This is a genomic window from Mycobacterium zoologicum (assembly GCF_020181635.2).
Classification (GTDB): domain Bacteria; phylum Actinomycetota; class Actinomycetes; order Mycobacteriales; family Mycobacteriaceae; genus Mycobacterium; species Mycobacterium zoologicum.
Genome location: NZ_JAYJJS010000014.1, coordinates 59,299 through 76,700 on the forward strand (window position 1 = coordinate 59,299; position 17,402 = coordinate 76,700).

The following is a 17,402-nucleotide window of genomic DNA, read 5'->3' on the forward strand; positions in this document are numbered from 1 at the left end:
GACATCGGACGCCCGCAACGCGATGGTCGCGGGCATGCTTGCCTCCGGCATCTCGGTCAATGGGCTGCAGCCAAGCAATAACCCACAGGTCGCTCTGCAGATGTTCACCACCGCCAGCTCGATCGACCCGGGCATGTGCGATGCCTGGCTGGCGCGGGTGCTGGCCGGTGATTCCGACATCGAGACGCTGTCCAACGCCTGGGCGACGGTGCGGACCTTCGGATGGGAGACCCGGCGGCTGGGCCTGTCGGACCTGGAGTTCCGGCCGGAAGTCTCCGACGGGATGTTCCTGCGGCTGATGGTCACCAGCGTGGAGTCGCTGGCGGCCGCCTACGCCGCCGCGCTGGCCGAAGCCAAGCGGTACGCGGAGGCCGCGAAGCTGCTCGACGGGGTCGAGCCGCGGAACCCCTTTGAGAAAGAGCTGGTCGACTATGTGCGCGGCCTGCTGTACTTCCGGACCGGTCGCTGGCCCGACGTGCTCAACCAGTTCCCGGCGGCTGCCCCATGGCGTCAACCCGAACTGAAGGCGGCGGCCGCTGCGATGGCAACCACGGCGCTGGCCTCGCTGGGGGTGTTCGAGGAGGCGACCCGCCGCGCCCAGGAGGCCATCGAGGGCGACCGGGTTCCCGGCGCCGCCAACGTTGCGCTCTACACCCAGGGCATGTGCCTGCGGCACCTGGGCCGCGAAGACGAGGCCACCGAACTGCTGCGTCGCGTCTACTCGCGGGACTCGAAGTTCGCACCGGCCCGCGAGGCACTCGACAATCCGGACTATCGGCTGATCCTGACCGATCCGGAGACCATCGAGGCCCGCACCGACCCGTGGGATCCCGACAGCGCCCCGACCCGCGAACAGGCGGAGGCCGATCGGCACGCTGCCGAGGCCGCCCGCTACCTGGCCGAGGGCGACGCGGAACTGGCCGCCATGCTCGGCATGGAGCAGGCCAAGCGGGAGATCAAGCTGATCAAGGCGACCACCAAGGTGAATCTGGCGCGCGCCAAGATGAACCTGCCGGTCCCGGTGACCTCCCGCCACACCCTGCTGCTCGGTCCGCCCGGTACCGGCAAGACGTCGGTGGCCCGCGCGTTCACCAAGCAGCTGTGCGGCCTCACGGTGCTGCGCAAGCCGCTCGTCGTGGAGACCAACCGGTCCAAGTTGCTGGGCCGCTACATGGCGGATGCGGAGAAGAACACCGAGGAGTTGCTCGAAGGGGCGCTCGGCGGTGCGGTGTTCTTCGACGAGATGCACACCCTGCATGAAAGCGGCTACAGCCAGGGCGACGCCTACGGCAACGCGATCATCAACACGCTGCTGCTCTACATGGAGAACCATCGCGACGAGCTGGTGGTGTTCGGCGCCGGCTACGCCAACGCCATGGACAAGATGCTCGAGGTGAACCAGGGTCTGCGGCGACGTTTTTCGACCGTGATCGAGTTCTACAGCTACACCCCGCCCGAACTGCTGGAACTGACCAAGATGATGGGGGCGGAGAACGAGGACGTGGTCAGCGACCAAGCGGTCGAGGGATTGCTGCCGTCGTATCAGAAGTTCTACGCCGATGAGAACTACTCTGAGGACGGCGATCTGATTCGCGGCATCGATGTCCTGGGCAACGCGGGCTTTGTGCGCAACGTGGTGGAAAAGGCGCGGGATCACCGCAGCTTCCGTCTGGATGACTCCGAACTGGATGCCGTGCTGGCCGGCGATGTCACCGAGTTCAGCGAGGAGTGGCTGCACAAGTTCAAGGAACTGACCCGTGAAGACCTCGCCGAAGGGCTCAGCGCGGCGGTGGCCGAGAAAAAGCCGGGCTGATCACCGACAGCTAGCCCGCAGCGTATTCACAGCATCGGGCAGGTTCATTCAAGTTGACGCCTGCCGACGCCAGTGCCACCATGGCGCAGACAGCGAGGCCGATTCGTCCGTGGCACCCGCTGCTGTTTTCTTCAATCGTGTTGTGTTGGTCGGGCGCTGAGGAGGTCCCATGAGCTTTGTGAATGCGCAACCGGAGGCGCTGACCTCCGCTGCCGGAAACCTGGCGGCGATCGGCTCTGCGCTCAGTGCTCAGAACGCGGCCGCAGCCACTCCCACCACGGGCGTCGTTCCGGCTGCCGCAGATGAGGTTTCGGCGCTGACCGCGGCGCAGTTCGCCGCGCACGCCAGCATGTACCAGGCGATCAGCGCCCAGGCCGAAGCCATCCACCAGGCGTTCGTCGCCACCTTGAACACCAGCGCCAACTCGTACGCGGCGACTGAGGCAGCCAACGCGGCCTCGGCCGGATAACTTACAGCACAACAACTTTGGAGCAGGGAGAACATCATGGCTACACGTTTTATGACGGACCCGGACGCGATGCGGGCGATGGCGGGTCGGTTCGATGTGCATGCGCAGACCGTTGAGGATGAGGCGCGTCGGATGTGGGCGTCGTCGACCAATATCTCGGGTGCGGGTTGGGGTGGTCTGGCGGAGCGGACCTCGATGGACACCATGGGTCAGATGCAGACTGCGTTTCGCAACATCGTGACGATGCTGCATGGTGTGCGCGATGGTCTGATCCGCGATGCCAACCACTACGAGAGCCAGGAAGCTGCGTCGCAGCAGATCCTGGGCAGCTAGGGAGGATTAGGAAGATGTCGATCAACTACCAGTTCGGTGATGTCAACGCTCACGGCGCGTTGATCCGTGCCCAGGCTGCTTCGTTGGAGGCTGAGCACCAGGCGATCGTGCACGATGTGCTGGCCGCGGGTGATTTCTGGGGTGGTTCGGGTTCGGTGGCGTGCCAGGAGTTCGTGTCCCAGTTGGGTCGCAACTTCGCGGTGATCTACGAGCAGGCCAATGCTCATGGTCAGAAGGTGCAGACCGCCGGCAACAACATGGCCAACACCGACGCCTCGGTGGGCTCCAGCTGGGCCTGACCGGTCCGCGCAGAGCGCCTTTTCGCCTTCACCAGCTGAGCGGGTATCCGGTCGACCGAACAGGCATGGAGAGCCATGGACTTCGGAGCGTTGCCGCCGGAGATCAACTCCGGCCGAATGTACTCCGGTCCGGGGTCAGGCCCGCTGCTGGCGGCGGCTGCCGCTTGGGACTCGCTGGCCGCCGAATTGAGTTCGACTGCGTCGTCCTACGACTCGGTGCTCTCGGGTCTTACCGCTGACGCCTGGTCCGGTCCGACGGCGGCATCGATGTGGGCGGCGGCTCGCCCCTACGCGGGCTGGATGGGCAGCACCGCCACGCAGGCCCAGCTGGCCGCAGCCCAGGCTCGGGCCGCCGCCGCCGCCTACGACGCGGCGTTCGGCGCGACGGTGCCACCGCCGGCGATCGCCGCGAACCGCAGTCTGCTGCTGTCGTTGATCGCCACCAACATCCTGGGCCAGAACACCGCGGCTATCGCCGCCACCGAGCTGGAATACACCCAGATGTGGGCACAGGATGCAGGTGCCATGTACGGCTACGCCGGCGCATCGGCCAGTGCTACCGCACTGCCTCCGTTCACCACACCGCCCCAGACCACCAACCCGGCGGGGCTGCAGGCCCAATCCGCGGCGGCCAGTCAGGCGGCGTCGGGAGTTGGCGCCCAAGCCCAATCATCGGTGAGCCAACTGATCTCGATGGTGCCCCAGACGCTGCAGACCATGGCTACAGCGGGGACCGCCGCAGCCGACCCGACGTCGATCACGGGCGTTCTGGACTTTCTGGCCGGCCCGCTGTCACCGATCTCGTTGTTCGGGATCGGCGGCATTCCCTACCTGTTGGCGATCCAGTGCGTGCTGCTGCCGATGAACGGGGCGAACGTGGTCTCCGCGGTCAACCGGGCGATGGGACCCAAGCCCTGGCTGGACGAGCCGGTGTTACCCGCCCAAACCCTCACCGGAACACGGCTGGTCGGGGCGCCCGGCCCCGCGGTGGCGGCGGGTTTGGGCAACGCTGGCTCGATCGGTCGAATGTCGGTGCCGCAGAGCTGGCTAGCTCAGACCCCGACCGCGAAGGCAGTGGCCGCCATCTATCCCGAGGCCGGACCGGGAGCCGTTGCGGCGGTGGCAGCGGAGGGCGAGGCCGGGGTGCTCAACGACATGGCGCTGGCCGGTCTGATCGGACGCGCCATGACCGCCAACACCGGCGCGGCCGGACGAGACGTCGGTGGGGCCACCGGCCTGGCGGCGGCAAGCAAGCCCAGCAAGCCCAGCAAGGCGACCATCATCGTGATACCTCCCTCAGCGGAGGACTGACCGGTGCCGGGCGTGGACTTCGGAGCGCTACCGCCGGAGGTGAACTCTGCGCGGATGTATTCCGGGCCCGGAGCAGGGTCACTGCTGGCGGCGGCCGGGGCCTGGCGTGGGTTGGCCGGGGAACTGGGCGTGGTCGCGTCGGCCTACCAGGCGGTGATCGCCGACCTTACCGGCCAGGCCTGGTTCGGCCCGGCGTCGACAGCCATGGCCGCCGCCGCCACGCCCTACGCGGACTGGCTCGGCAACATCGCGACGCTCGCCGAACAGACGGCGAGTCGATTGATGCTGTCAGTCAATGATTTCGAGCAGGCGTTCGCTGCGACGGTGCCACCACCGGCGATCGCGGTGAACCGTACCCGGCTGGCGGCGCTGTCGGCCGCCAACGTATTCGGGCAGCATGCTGCTGAGATCGCGGCGACCGAGGCCGAGTACGGCCAGATGTGGCTGCAGGACGCGATGGCCATGTACGGCTACGCGGCCCGTTCGGCGGCGGCGACCGCGATGGCACCGTTCACCGCGCCGCCAACGGTCACCAGCCCGGCCGGATCTGCCGGACAGGGTGCCGCGGCAGGGCAGGCCGCGGCGGGCAGCGCCCATACCCAGCTGTCGCAGCTGGTCAGCGCGATACCGCGCCAACTGCAGGGCCTTTCGGCTGCCGGGAGCGCGCAGTCCGTGCCCGCCGACCCGGTGTCCCAGGCCGCGTCGTACATCGAGATGATGACACGCTCGATCCTGCCCGCCAATGACACGAACATCACGGCGCTTTACGGCATGGGCCAGTACGCACGCAACCTCAACACCGACTTGGACATCTCCCAGGCCACCGGTGGTAGAGCCGGATTCGGCTCGGGCGCAAGGGTGCTGAATGTCGAGGAATCGACGGTTCTGGGCGGTGCCGCCCGACCGGCCGTGTTCGCGAGCGCCGGAAGCGCCAGCGCCGTAGGCAAGCTCGCCGTTCCGCAGGCTTGGGTTGACTCGCTGCCCGAGGTCACGACCACCGTGAGCCCCGCATCCGCGACGTCACCTGCGGACCACGGCGCCGGGGCGGCCGTGGCCGGCCTCGCCGGGCGCACCGGCCACCGGCAGGGGAGGGCCGAGTATCGCAGCGAGCGGACCGCCGGCGAACTCCTCGGCACCGACGAGGTGCAGCACTGGCATGTCGAACCGGGCGAGCTCAAGAGCCTTCTGGGGGAGGTGGCCGTACAACCCGGCATCCACGAGGTGTACTTCGACACTGAAGAACAACCGGGTTCACGCGGGCCGCGGGGGTGATCGGCATGGATTTCGCGGCGCTGCCGCCCGAGGTGAACTCCGGGCGGATGTATGCCGGTCCCGGCTCCGGGCCGATGCTGGCCGCCGCAACGGCATGGGCGAGGTTGGCCGCCGAGACCGGTTCGGCCGCAAAGGCCTACCAGTCGGTGCTGACGGGCCTGACCGACGAAGGTTGGCTGGGACCGACCTCGGAGTCGATGGCGGCCGCGGTGAGCCCCTACGTGGCGTGGCTGCAAGGCACGGCGGGGCTCGCCGAGCAGGCCGCAGCACGCGCCACCGCGGCCGCGGCCGCCTTCGACGAGGCCTACTCGGCGGTGGCGCCGCCACCGGTGATCGCGGCGAATCGCAGTGCGCAGGCCGCCCTGGTCGCCACGAATCTGCTCGGCCAGAACAGCGCCGAGATCGCGGCGCTGGACGCCGGATACGCGCAGCTGTGGGTCCAAGACGCGGTGGCGATGTACGGTTACGCGGCCCGATCCGCGGCGGCGACCGCGCTGACGACGTTCACCGAGCCTCCGGCCACCACCAATCCGTCGGGAACCGCCGGCCAGGCCGCTGCCGTTGCGCAGGCCGGCGGGCATTCCGAGCTGTCGCAGTTGATCAGCGCGATCCCGCAGGCATTGCAGGGGCTTGGCTCGGCGGCCGCTTCGGTGGCACCGTCGGCTGCGGCGCCGGCGGCCCCGCTGACACTGACGCAGCTCGTCTCCTACCTGCTGATCCTGCCGAAGAGCATCGTGCCGTTCAACGACGCCCTCAAGTCGGTCCTCTACGGCATGATCCAGTACGCCCGAAACCTCAACACCGACTTGGACATTGCCGCGGCCACCGGGGGCAGGGCCGGATTCGGTTCTGGGGCAGCGGCGTTGGTGGCCGCCGACGACACGGCGCTGCTCGGGGCCCGGCCGATGTCGGCGGGTGTGGGCAATGCGGCCGCGATAGGCCGGCTCAGTGTCCCGTCGAACTGGACGGCGACCGCGCCGGTGGCCAAGATGGCGGCCGCCGTGTTGCCGGAGGCCGGGGCTGCGGCGGCGGCCGCCGCGGGGGCCCAGATTCCCACCGGTGTCTTCGGGGACCTCGCAGTTGCGGGCCTGGCGGGACGGGCGCTGACCGGCGCCGCCCCGCGCAGTCACCCGGCCGCGGCGATGAACGGCCATGCCCAGGGCCGGCTGGAGCGGTTGGTGACCGAACTGGCCGGCACCACGGAGGTGCAGCACTGGCATGTGGACCCGAGCCGGTTGGACAGTCTGCTCGAAGAGCTGGCCGAGCAGCCCGGCGTCCACGCCGTACACGTCAATCCGGACGGACAGCAGCCCTCCGGGCCGGCCCCGCAGCCCGGCTGACAGCGGCGCGACTTCTGGCTGATCGCAAGCTGTTTCGGAGCTGTTCCAGCAGATTGTCAGCGGACTGTCAGCGACGCGCCACGGCCGATTGACCAGGAAACTCCCCTGGTGCACTATGGTGAGGCAAGCACCTCGTTAGGTGAGGCGTCTGCACGGATACAGGCCACTGACCCCGAACGTCGAGAGACGCCCCGGGTCAGGACAGCTCCTCCCGGATTAAGGGTTGAGCCCAAGTGGCTTCCGGTCTGCAGTGTTTATGCAGGCAGGACACGCCGTGTAGTGCCGAAACTCTGATGAGAGGGGTGCGTTGTCCGGCCGTGGTCGGGCACATTCACCTCTTCGTGCGTACATGACGGCACCCCCGTGTGCCCAGGCCGAGAGGAGGTGCGAGCGACTTTGAGTCCGAGTGATAGTTCCTATCCGAGTTCGACCGTCGACTCGCTCGATCTCGGTACCGCTTTCACCCTCTGATTCTCACCGGCGCTTGACTCGTCGGCCGGCGTGACTCCGCATGCGGAACACGCCTGCCTTTGGTGTGCCCTGACTTCGCCTGGCGCATAGCTCGTTTCGTCCGGCGACACTTGCCTTCGCATGCCCAGCTCCGGGATGTCGCACTGAGCGGCCCTGCAAACCCGTTGCCGCCCAAGGCTGCTCATTGCCCGTCTTGTTCTGACTGCCACAAGCCATCGATTCATCTTCACCACCGTCAACCAAAAAGGAGCAATGCCATGGACTTCGGAGCATTCCCGCCGGAAATCAACTCAGCCCGCATCTACACCGGTCCCGGTTCGAGCCCGATGATGGCCGCTGCCGGGGCCTGGGACAAGATGGCCGCCGAGCTCAGCTCGGCCGAAGCCGCCTACCAGTCCGTCATCAACGGCCTGGTCAGCGAGGGCTGGATGGGGCCCGCGTCCAACGCGATGGCCGCCGCCGCCGCACCGTATGCGGCCTGGATGGGCGCCACCGCCGCCCAGGCCGAGCAGACCGCCGTTCAGGCCCGTGCGGCCGCCGCGGCGTTCGAGGCCGCCTACGCCATGACGGTTCCGCCGCCGGTGATCGTGGCCAACCGTTCGCAGCTGGCAATGCTGGTGGCCACCAACTTCCTCGGCCAGAACGCCGCGGCGATCGCGGCCACCGAGGCGCACTACAGCCAGATGTGGGCCCAGGACGCCGGTGCGATGTACGGCTACGCGGCCGGTTCGGCGGCGGCCACCAAGGTCACCCCGTTCAGCTCACCGCGTGAAGTGGCCGACCCGTCGGCGCAGGGCACCCAGCAGGCCGCGACGGCACAGGCCGCCGGTACCGCTGCCGCGACGCAGGCGCAATCCGCAGTGTCGCAAGCGCTGACGAACACCCCATCGACCCTGCAGGCGCTTGCCTCGCCGGTGTCCGGTGAGATCGGACCGGTGATTCCGGACATCTTCGGTATCGCGCCCGGGGATCTGAGTAACGCCATGACCAACCTGGCGAGCAGCACCTTCAGCCCGATGGGGATGGCCGGGATCACCCAGGCCGGCGCCGACATCGCCGTCATCCGCGGTGCGGCCCTGGCCGCCGCTGACCCGCTGGGTCTGGGTGCCATCGACCCGCTGGACATGCTGATGCCGAGCCTGGGCCTGCACGGACTCGGCGGGCTGGGCAACCTGGGCGGGGGCCTGGGCGGCGTCGGTACGGCGTCGGCCAGCCTGGGTCAGGCGGCGTCGGTGGGTGGGCTGTCGGTGCCGCACACCTGGGCGGCGGCGGTGCCGGCCACCGGAACCCCGGGCGCTTCGGTGGCGGCCACCGGCTGGACCGTGGCCGCGCACGCGCCGGAGGCTGGGGCGGCAGGTATGCCGGGTGTGCCGCTGGCGGGAGCCGGCCAGGGCCGCAACTACGGTTTCGCGGCACCGCGGTACGGGTTCAAGCCGACGGTGATGGCTCGCCCGGTGGTGGCCGGATAGCTGTGACATCGTGGTCGGCATGCAGACGCTGACCGTCACCGAGTTCACGCTGAGGCTGGCCGTCGGACTGGGCTGTGGGGCCTTGATCGGCCTGGAACGGCAGTGGCGGGCTCGGATGGCCGGGCTGCGGACGAATGCGCTGGTGGCGGCCGGCGCGACGCTGTTCGTGCTGTACTCGATCTCCGCGGGTGACGACAGCTCTACCCGGGTCGCGTCCTACGTGGTGTCCGGGGTGGGGTTCCTCGGCGGTGGGGTGATCCTGCGGGAGGGGTTCAACGTCCGCGGCCTCAACACCGCGGCGACACTGTGGTGCTCGGCCGCCGTCGGAGTGCTGGCGGCGGCCGGGAACCTGGTGTTCGCACTGATCGGGACCGGTGCCATCGTCGGTACCCATCTATTGCTGCGGCCACTGGGCCGGTTGATCGACAGCGATCAGCACATCGAGGAGGACGTGCCGCTGGCGCCGTATCAGGTGGAGGTCATCTGCCGGCCGAAGACGGAGAAGTATCTGCGTGCCCAGATCGTCCAGCACACCGCCGGAAACGATCTGGTCCTGCGGGGCATCCACACCAGCCCGGCGGCCGACGACAACATCGCGCTCACGGCATTGATGCTGTCGGACAACAGGGCACCGGACCGGCTGGAGCGGCTGGTAGGTGAGCTGTCGCTGCAGCCCGGTGTCTATGCGGTGCACTGGCACGCGGAGAATCCGGGGGCGTTGTCCGCGGAGTGACTGGCGGCGTTTTCCATGCCGCGGGAACTTTGAGCAGCGCCTCGGTCGGTGTTCGCATAAGGTGGCGGATGTCGCATCAGCGCGACATCGCCCTGCCGTCTCGGCAGGCCGTGGAAATGGGAAGGGAACATCGTGGCGCAGAGCTTGGGAGACACGCTCACCGCGGGCAAGAAGCTCGTCAAGGGGGAATCGCTGACCTCGAAGAACGGGGCGTACACCCTGACACTTCAGGACGACGGCAACCTGGTGCTGGAAGCACGTGGCAAGGCGGTCTGGTCCTCGGGCACCAACGGCCAGGACGTGGTCCGCGCCGAGGTGCAGCCCGACGGCAACTTCGTGCTCTACACGGCCGACAAGCCGGTGTGGCACACCGACACCAAGGGCAAGAAGGACGTCAAGCTGGTCCTGCAGGACGACCGCAACCTGGTGCTGTACTCCGCTGACGGGGCGGCCTGGTCCACCAAGACCGAGACCGACGCGCCGCCGCCGGAAGAGGCCAAGGCCGAAGAGGCCCCGGCCCAGGAGGCCCCGGCCGCCGGTGCTCAGAAGTACACCGTGGTCGCGGGGGACACCCTGTTCGCCATCGCCGAGAAGTTCTACGGCGACGGCAACAAGTACCCCGAGATCGCCAAGGCCAGCGGTGTTTCGAACCCGGACCTGATTCACCCGGGTCAGGAGCTGACGATCCCCTGATCGTCGCCGGACGCAGCCGCGGCGGCCCGGACCCCGATGGGGCCGGGCCGCTGTGCTGTGTCGTTGACTACGGTGGGTTAAGTTCAGCAGGACCGAAACTCGGTCCTCAACGACGATCGGAGTCGACTTTGCGGGGGTTGGCGACACAGGTGTCGGTGATGGCAGCAGCCACCCTTGCAACCCTGGTGAGCCCGGCCGCCGGTTCGGCCCATGCGGATCCGGTGCTGGTGTACCCGGGCATGGAGGTGCATCAGGACACCCATGTCTGCACGCTGGGCTACGTGGATCCGGTCATGCGCGTCGCATTCACCGCCGGTCACTGCCGGGGCAGCGGTCCGGTCGTCGACCGGGCCGGCAACGTGATCGGCACATTGGCCACCTTCCGCGACAACACCCCGAACGGCTCGACCGTCAACACCGACCAGGTGATCGCCGACTACGAGTCGATCGTGCTGGCCGACGGTGTCGAGGCCAACGACATCCTGCCCGGCGGCCTGCGTCTGGAGTCTGGTGCGGACGACGTTGTGGCGCCGGGCGATCCGGTCTGCCACTTCGGCATCGTCACCGGGCAGACCTGCGGCACCGTCGAGCGGGTCAACAACGGCTGGTTCACCATGAGCAACGGCGTGCGCAGTCAGCAGGGCGACTCGGGCGGCCCGGTCTATGTGATCCGGGGCGGCCAAGCCCGGATCGTCGGTCTGTTCAACAGCGTGTGGGGAGACAATCCCGCCGCGGTGTCGTGGTCTGCGTTGTCTCAACAGGTCCGTGAGGACGTCGGCGTGCCGGCTGCGCATCCATGACCGCGGTATCCCGGCCGCCCGTCCAGATCGCTTGGGTCACAGATGATCTGGCGGCCATCGAAGCAATGCTGACCGCGCTGCTGGGTGTGCGCAAATGGGTTCGGATGCCCGGGGTGCACTTCGCGCCCGACGCCTGCACCTACCGGGGTGAACCCGCCGACTTCATCGCCGACATCGCGCTGAGCTATGCCGGCGACATGCAGCTGGAGCTGATCGCGCCGGTGAGTGGGCCCAGCATCTATCAGGACTTCCTGGCCGAGCGTGGGCCGGGCTTGCACCACATCTGCATCGAGGCGGCCGACGCCGACGACTACGCCGTGCTGCTCGATGACGCCGCCGCGCAGGGCGCCGAGGTGGTCACCGAGGGAGTCTTGCCCGGCGGCATGCGCTTCGCCTATGTGTCGGCGCCGCAGTCCGGCGTCCCATTCGTGGAGATCGCTGTCTTCCCGGCCGAGATCCGTGCCGTTTTCGACTACATCAAACAGGAGCAGCAGCAGTGAGCACAGACATCCCGGAAATTACTGACGCCGAGACGGTTTCGTCGTGGTCCGACGACGTCGACGTGGTGGTGATCGGCTTCGGCATCGGCGGCGGGTGTGCTGCGGTCAGCGCGGCGGCGGCCGGGGCGCGGGTGTTGGTCCTCGAGCGGGCCGCTGAGGCCGGCGGCACCACCGTGATGGCCGGCGGGCACTTCTACCTGGGCGGCGGCACGGCGGTGCAGCAGGCCACCGGGCATGCCGATTCCCCGGACGAGATGTACAAGTACCTGGTCGCGGTGTCGCGCGAGCCCGAGCACGACAAGATCCGGGCGTACTGCGACGGCAGCGTCGAGCACTTCAACTGGCTGGAAGCCCTGGGATTTCAGTTCGAGCGCAGCTACTACCCGGAGAAGGCGGTGATCCAGCCCAACACCGAGGGGCTGATGTACACCGGCAACGAGAAGGTGTGGCCGTTCCTGAATGAGGCCGTGCCCGCGCCGCGTGGACATAAGGTGCCGGTGCCCGGCGACACCCAGGGCGCCAAGATGGTGATCGACCTGCTGCTCAAGCGCGCCGAGGAGCTGGGGGTCGAAATCCGCTATGAGACCGGCGCCACCGGGCTGATCACCGGCGGTTCGGCGAGGCCCGACGACGCGGGCGCGGTAACCGGGGTGACGTGGAAGCGCTTCACCGAATCCGGTGCGATCAAAGCGAAGTCGGTGGTGATCGCCGCCGGGGGTTTCGTGATGAACCCGGACATGGTGGCCCGCCACACGCCGAAGCTGGCCGAGAAGCCCTTCGTGCTGGGCAACACCTACGACGACGGTTTGGGCATCCGGCTGGGCATGTCGGCCGGTGGCGCGACCAAGCACATGGACCAGGTGTTCATCACCGCGCCGGTGTACCCGCCGTCGATCCTGCTGACCGGGATCATCGTCAACAAAGACGGCAAGCGATTTGTTGCCGAGGACTCATATCACTCGCGCACTTCGGGTTTCGTGATGGATCAGCCGGACAGCGCGGCGTTCCTGATCGTCGACGAGGCCCACATGCGCAAGCCCCAGGTGCCGCTGGTCCCGCTGATCGACGGCTGGGAATCGGTGTCGGAAATGGAAGCCGCACTGGGTATTCCGACCGGGAACCTGGTTGAGACCCTGGAGCGCTACAACACTCACGCGGCACGCGGCGAGGACCCGGACTTCCACAAGCAACCGCCGTTCTTGGCGCCGCAGGACACCGGGCCGTGGGGCGCATTCGACCTGTCGCTGGGCAAGGCGATGTACGCCGGCTTCACCGTCGGCGGGCTGGCGACGTCGGTGGACGGTGAAGTGCTGCGCGCCGACGGCAGCGCGGTACCGGGCCTGTACGCCGCCGGGGCCTGCGCAGCCAACATCGCCCAGGACGGCAAGGGCTATGCCAGCGGCACCCAGCTGGGGGAGGGCTCGTTCTTCGGCCGCCGCGCCGGGACCCATGCGGCAACCCGCTAGCGCGAGCGTGCGGGCCGGTCCGCCAAAGTCCCTGCTGGGGGCGGACCGGCCTGCACGGTCGCGGAGGTTAAACCGGGGTCAGCTCCCAGCGGCCCTGGCCCTGCAGCTCCAGCACCTGCTTGTGGTGCTGCCGCACGGTGTGGCGGTGGCTGACGCTGACCAGGATGGTGTCGGGAAGTTCGCTGCGCAGCAGGCGATACAGGGCCAGCTCCAGACCCTCGTCGAGCGCTGAGGTCGACTCGTCGAGGAACGCGGCCTTGGGCCGGGTCAACAGCAGCCGGGCGAACGCGACCCGCTGCTGCTCGCCCGGGGAGAGCACCTTGGCCCAGTCCTCGACCTCGTCGAGCCGCTCAAGCAGGTTCGGCAGTGCCACCTTGTTCAGCGCGTCAGCGAACGCGATATCGGAAATCTCCTCGGGGGCAAGAGGATACGCCACGACGGTGCGCAGGTCCCCGAGCGGGATGTAGGGCAGCTGCGAGATGAACATCGTTGCGTGCTCATCATCCGGGCGGCGCAGCGTCCCGGATGCGTAGGGCCACAGCTGCGCCAGGCTGCGCAGCAGCGTCGTTTTTCCGCAGCCCGACGGACCGGAGATCATCAGCGCGTCGCCGACGGCCAGATGGACGTCGAGCGCCTCGATCAGCGGGTCACCCGCCGGGGTACGCACCTCGACGCCTTCGATCTCGACGGTGCCCGCCGGGCTGGGCTTGACCAGCAGCTCCGGCAGTTCGCGGGCCTGGCGGTCGACCTCGATCAGCCCGTGCAGACGGATGATCGAGGCGCGGTAGCCGGCGAAGTTGTCGTAGGCGTTGCGGAAGAACGACAGTGAGTCCGAGATGTTGCCGAAGGCGGAGGCCGTCTGCGCCACCCCGCCGAACATGATCTGGCCGGAGAACAGTCGGGGTGCCTGAATCACCCAGGGCAGCGGCACGATCGCCTGGCTCACCGACAGGTTCCAGCCGGCGAACCCGATGGTCCGGTTCACGAACTTCAGATAGTTGTCGATGATCCCGGTGAAGCGGGCGCGCAACTGCATTCGTTCGGCGACCTCGCCCCGGTAGAAGGCCACGGACTCGGCGGCGTCGCGCACCCGCACCAACGCATACCGGAAGGCCGCGTTGGTCAGCTCGTTGCGGAAGCTCAGCCGGATCAGCGGCCGGCCGATCCAGAACGCGACGACGGTGGCGATCGTGACGTAGACCAGAACGATCAGGAACATCGCCCGGGGGATGTCGACTCCGAGCACGGTGAGCGTGCCGGACAGGTTCCACAGGATGGCGGTGAACGAGACCACCGTCACCATCGACTGGACGGCGCCGAACAGCAGGGTGCTGCCTGTTCCGTTGGCCGGCGCATTCGGGTTGGCGCCGTTGCCGGCGGTGAAGATGTCGATGTCCTGCTGGATGCGCTGGTCGGGGTTGTCGATCGCGCCTTCGACGGCCTCGCCGATGATCGGGTCCAGCGGTGTCCGCACGAAGTGGGCGCGGTAGTAGGCCCGACCGTCCAGCCAGTCGCCGGTGAGCCGCTCGGTCAGCCAGATACGCCAGTTCACCATGAAGTGCTGAGTCAGGTAGATATCAAGCATGACGCGCATCACATGCATTACCGCCATCAGGCTGAAGATCCCGATCGACATCCAGAACCCATGCACGCCTGAGGATTTCACTGCCTCGTCACCGCTGGCCGCGCCCTGGAAGGCGGTCTGCAGAGACGAGTACATGTCATTGCCCTGGTAACTGAACAGGACGTTGAGCCGAACCGCGGTGATGACCGAGAGCAGCAACACGCCCAGCATCAGCCAGACCCGCAGGCTGTCGCGGCCGGTGAAGTAGGCGCCGGTGATCTCCCAGAACTGCCGCCCCCAGCGGGTGCTCACCCGCAGCAGCGCTACCACACCCACCACGCACACCGCGCTGATGGTCCAGGCCATCGCGATCCACAACAGCGAATCGGGCAGTGCGTGCGCCCACTCGACGGAGGGCTTGAACAGCTTTGAGTCCACTGCCATGTCTCCTATGCGATCGCCGAAATCCCCGTGCGAAACCTACCGCAGTCACCGCGTACGGTTGTGCTGTGGCTAACACCTCCAAAATCGTCTCTGGAACCACGCGTGCCAAGTCGGGCCGGCTGAGCGGCAAGTTCTGGAAACTGCTGGGCGCCAGCACCGAGAAGAACCAGAGTCGCTCACTGGCAGAGGTCACCGCCGCGGGCGACTTCGCGAAGAAGGCTGCCGGCCTCGACGACGAGCAGCTGCGCAAGGCCGCGCAGCTGCTCAAGCTCAAGGAGCTGGCGGAAGCCTCCGACATCCCGCAGTTCCTGGCGATCGCCCGCGAGGCCGCCGAACGCAGCATCGGGATGCGCCCCTTCGATGTTCAGTTGCAGGGCGCGCTGCGGATGCTGGCCGGCGACGTCGTCGAGATGGCCACCGGTGAGGGCAAGACGTTGTCCGGTGCGATCGCCGCCGCCGGCTACGCCATCGGCGGGCGTCACGTACACGTCGTCACGATCAACGACTACCTGGCCCGCCGCGACGCCGAATGGATGGGGCCGCTGCTGGCCGCGATGGGCGTGACGGTCGGCTGGATCACCGCCGACTCCAGTTCCGCCGACCGCCGGGCGGCCTACAAGTGCGACGTCACCTACGCGTCGGTCAACGAGATCGGCTTCGACGTCCTGCGTGACCAGCTGGTCACCGATGTCGAGGACCTGGTCTCGCCCAATCCGGACGTGGCGCTCATCGACGAAGCCGACTCGGTGCTCGTCGACGAGGCCCTGGTGCCGTTGGTGCTGGCCGGCACCACCCACCGGGAGACTCCCCGGATGGAGATCGTCGAGCTGGTCGGGCGGCTCACTCCCGGAGTGGACTACGACTCCGACGAGGACCGGCGCAACATCCATCTCACCGAGGTCGGTGCGCGCAAGGTGGAGAAGGCCCTCGGCGGGATCGACCTGTACTCCGAGGAGCACGTGGTGTCCACGCTGACCGAGGTCAACGTCGCGCTGCACGCCCACGTGATGCTGCAGCGCGACGTGCACTACATCGTCCGCGACGGCAAAGTGCAGTTGATCAACGCCTCGCGGGGCCGGATCGCCGCCCTGCAGCGCTGGCCGGACGGTCTGCAGGCCGCGGTGGAGGCCAAGGAGGGCATCGAGACCACCGAGACCGGTGAGGTGCTCGACACCATCACGGTCCAGGCCCTGGTCAACCGGTATCCCACCGTGTGTGGCATGACCGGCACGGCACTGGCGGCCGGTGAGCAGCTGCGCCAGTTCTACCAGCTCGGGGTCTCGCCGATCGCGCCGAACATGCCCAACGTCCGCGAGGACGAGACCGATCGGGTCTACATCACCGCCGCGGCCAAGAACGACGCCATCCTCGAACACATTGTGGCGGTGCACGAGACGGGCCAGCCGGTGCTGGTCGGTACCCACGATGTCGCCGAGTCCGAGGAACTCTACGAGCGGTTGCGTAAGCGCGGGGTGCCCGCGGTGGTGCTCAACGCCAAGAACGACGCCGAGGAGGCCACGGTGATCGCCGAGGCGGGCAAGCTCGGCGTGGTCACGGTGTCCACCCAGATGGCCGGCCGCGGCACCGACATCCGGCTGGGCGGCTCGGAAGAGGCGGACCACGACCGGATCGTCGAACTCGGCGGGCTGCACGTGATCGGCACCGGGCGTCAGCACACCGAGCGCCTGGACAACCAGCTGCGTGGACGCGCCGGCCGCCAGGGCGACCCGGGGTCGTCGGTGTTCTTCTCCAGCTGGGAGGACGAAGTCGTGGCGACCAACCTGGAAGCCAACAAGCTGCCGCTGGAGACCGATGAAGACGGTCGGATCCTGAGCCCGAAGGCCTCCGGGATGCTCGACCACGCGCAGCGCATCGCCGAGGGCAAGCTGCTCGACATCCACGCCAACACCTGGCGGTACAACCAGCTGATCGCGCAGCAGCGGGCGATCATCGTGGAGCGACGCAACACGCTGCTGTCGACCCAGGCGGCCCGCGACGAACTCGCCGAGCTGGCCCCGCAGCGCTACGCCGAACTGGTCGAGCAGCTCGGTGAGGGAGCCGAGGCCAAGTTGGAGAAGATCTGCCGGCTGATCATGCTCTACCACCTCGACCGGGGCTGGGCCGATCACCTGGCGTTCCTGGCCGACATCCGGGAGAGCATCCACCTGAGGGCCCTGGGCCGGCAGAACCCCCTCGACGAGTTCCACCGAATGGCGTTGGACGCGTTCGCCTCGCTTGCCGCCGACGCGATCGAGGCGGCTCAGCAGACCCTGGAGACCTCGGACTCGATCGAGTCGGAGCCGGGGATCGACCTGTCCAAGCTGGCGCGGCCCACTTCGACGTGGACCTACATGGTCCGCGACAACCCGCTCAGCGACGACACGATGGACGCGCTGAGTCTTCCCGGGATCTTCCGCTAAGGCGG

The 17,402-nt window shown here is 68.0% G+C and carries 15 protein-coding genes and 1 riboswitch; of the genes, 14 read left to right on the top strand and 1 reads right to left on the bottom strand.

Going from position 1 to position 17,402, the window contains the following annotated elements; genetic code table 11:
* Positions 1-22: 22 nt before the first annotated feature.
* The 13 genes from eccA to K6T84_RS13130 all read left to right on the top strand — a co-directional run bounded on the left by eccA (position 23) and on the right by K6T84_RS13130 (position 12,969).
* Positions 23-1,813: a type VII secretion AAA-ATPase EccA gene (eccA, locus tag K6T84_RS13070; RefSeq protein ID WP_408065914.1), complete on the top strand. Its 1,791-nt coding sequence runs from the start codon at positions 23-25 to the stop codon at positions 1,811-1,813.
* Positions 1,814-1,982: 169 nt separating this feature from the next.
* Positions 1,983-2,282 (top strand): PE family protein, encoded by a 300-nt coding sequence (locus K6T84_RS13075; RefSeq protein WP_224865569.1) that lies wholly within the window; start codon positions 1,983-1,985, stop codon positions 2,280-2,282.
* Positions 2,283-2,318: 36 nt separating this feature from the next.
* Positions 2,319-2,615, top strand: a complete 297-nt coding sequence (locus tag K6T84_RS13080) for a WXG100 family type VII secretion target (protein ID WP_224864759.1) — start codon at positions 2,319-2,321, stop codon at positions 2,613-2,615.
* A gap of 14 nt (positions 2,616-2,629) precedes the next feature.
* Entirely contained in the window at positions 2,630-2,914 is a 285-nt protein-coding gene (locus K6T84_RS13085) for a WXG100 family type VII secretion target (RefSeq protein ID WP_224860776.1), read from the top strand.
* 75 nt (positions 2,915-2,989) lie between these two features.
* Complete coding sequence (locus tag K6T84_RS13090; protein ID WP_225399535.1) at positions 2,990-4,225, top strand: PPE family protein; 1,236 nt, start codon at positions 2,990-2,992, stop codon at positions 4,223-4,225.
* 12 nt (positions 4,226-4,237) lie between these two features.
* On the top strand, positions 4,238-5,497 hold the full coding sequence (locus tag K6T84_RS13095) for a PPE family protein (protein WP_224865571.1): 1,260 nt from the start codon (positions 4,238-4,240) through the stop codon (positions 5,495-5,497).
* A 5-nt stretch (positions 5,498-5,502) separates the two neighbouring features.
* Positions 5,503-6,837 (top strand): PPE family protein, encoded by a 1,335-nt coding sequence (locus tag K6T84_RS13100; RefSeq protein WP_224865572.1) that lies wholly within the window; start codon positions 5,503-5,505, stop codon positions 6,835-6,837.
* Positions 6,838-6,961: 124 nt separating this feature from the next.
* Positions 6,962-7,146, top strand: a riboswitch (M-box (ykoK) riboswitch).
* Positions 7,147-7,565: 419 nt separating this feature from the next.
* Positions 7,566-8,777: a PPE family protein gene (locus K6T84_RS13105; protein ID WP_224865573.1), complete on the top strand. Its 1,212-nt coding sequence runs from the start codon at positions 7,566-7,568 to the stop codon at positions 8,775-8,777.
* Positions 8,778-8,796: 19 nt separating this feature from the next.
* Positions 8,797-9,510: an MgtC/SapB family protein gene (locus K6T84_RS13110; RefSeq protein ID WP_224865574.1), complete on the top strand. Its 714-nt coding sequence runs from the start codon at positions 8,797-8,799 to the stop codon at positions 9,508-9,510.
* 144 nt (positions 9,511-9,654) lie between these two features.
* Positions 9,655-10,203, top strand: coding sequence for a LysM peptidoglycan-binding domain-containing protein (locus K6T84_RS13115; RefSeq protein WP_224865775.1), 549 nt, complete (start codon positions 9,655-9,657; stop codon positions 10,201-10,203).
* A 158-nt stretch (positions 10,204-10,361) separates the two neighbouring features.
* Positions 10,362-11,003, top strand: a complete 642-nt coding sequence (locus tag K6T84_RS13120; RefSeq protein WP_224865575.1) for an Rv1815 family serine proteinase — start codon at positions 10,362-10,364, stop codon at positions 11,001-11,003.
* The gene (locus tag K6T84_RS13125; protein ID WP_225401861.1) at positions 11,000-11,503 is read left to right on the top strand and encodes a VOC family protein; all 504 of its coding nucleotides are present in this window, start codon (positions 11,000-11,002) and stop codon (positions 11,501-11,503) included. The genes K6T84_RS13120 and K6T84_RS13125 overlap by 4 nt, the downstream gene beginning before the upstream one ends.
* Positions 11,500-12,969 (top strand): FAD-binding protein, encoded by a 1,470-nt coding sequence (locus K6T84_RS13130; protein ID WP_225399536.1) that lies wholly within the window; start codon positions 11,500-11,502, stop codon positions 12,967-12,969. Before K6T84_RS13125 ends, K6T84_RS13130 begins: the two co-directional genes overlap by 4 nt.
* Positions 12,970-13,036: 67 nt before the next feature.
* Here the strand turns inward: K6T84_RS13130 and K6T84_RS13135 are convergent, their stop codons facing one another.
* Positions 13,037-14,971 (bottom strand): ABC transporter ATP-binding protein/permease, encoded by a 1,935-nt coding sequence (locus tag K6T84_RS13135; RefSeq protein ID WP_224865776.1) that lies wholly within the window; start codon positions 14,969-14,971, stop codon positions 13,037-13,039.
* A 71-nt stretch (positions 14,972-15,042) separates the two neighbouring features.
* Here K6T84_RS13135 and secA2 point away from each other — a divergent pair, with 71 nt between their 5' ends.
* A complete protein-coding gene (gene secA2 / locus K6T84_RS13140) occupies positions 15,043-17,397 on the top strand; it encodes an accessory Sec system translocase SecA2 (RefSeq protein ID WP_224865578.1) in 2,355 nt (784 codons plus the stop codon).
* Positions 17,398-17,402: the final 5 nt, after the last annotated feature.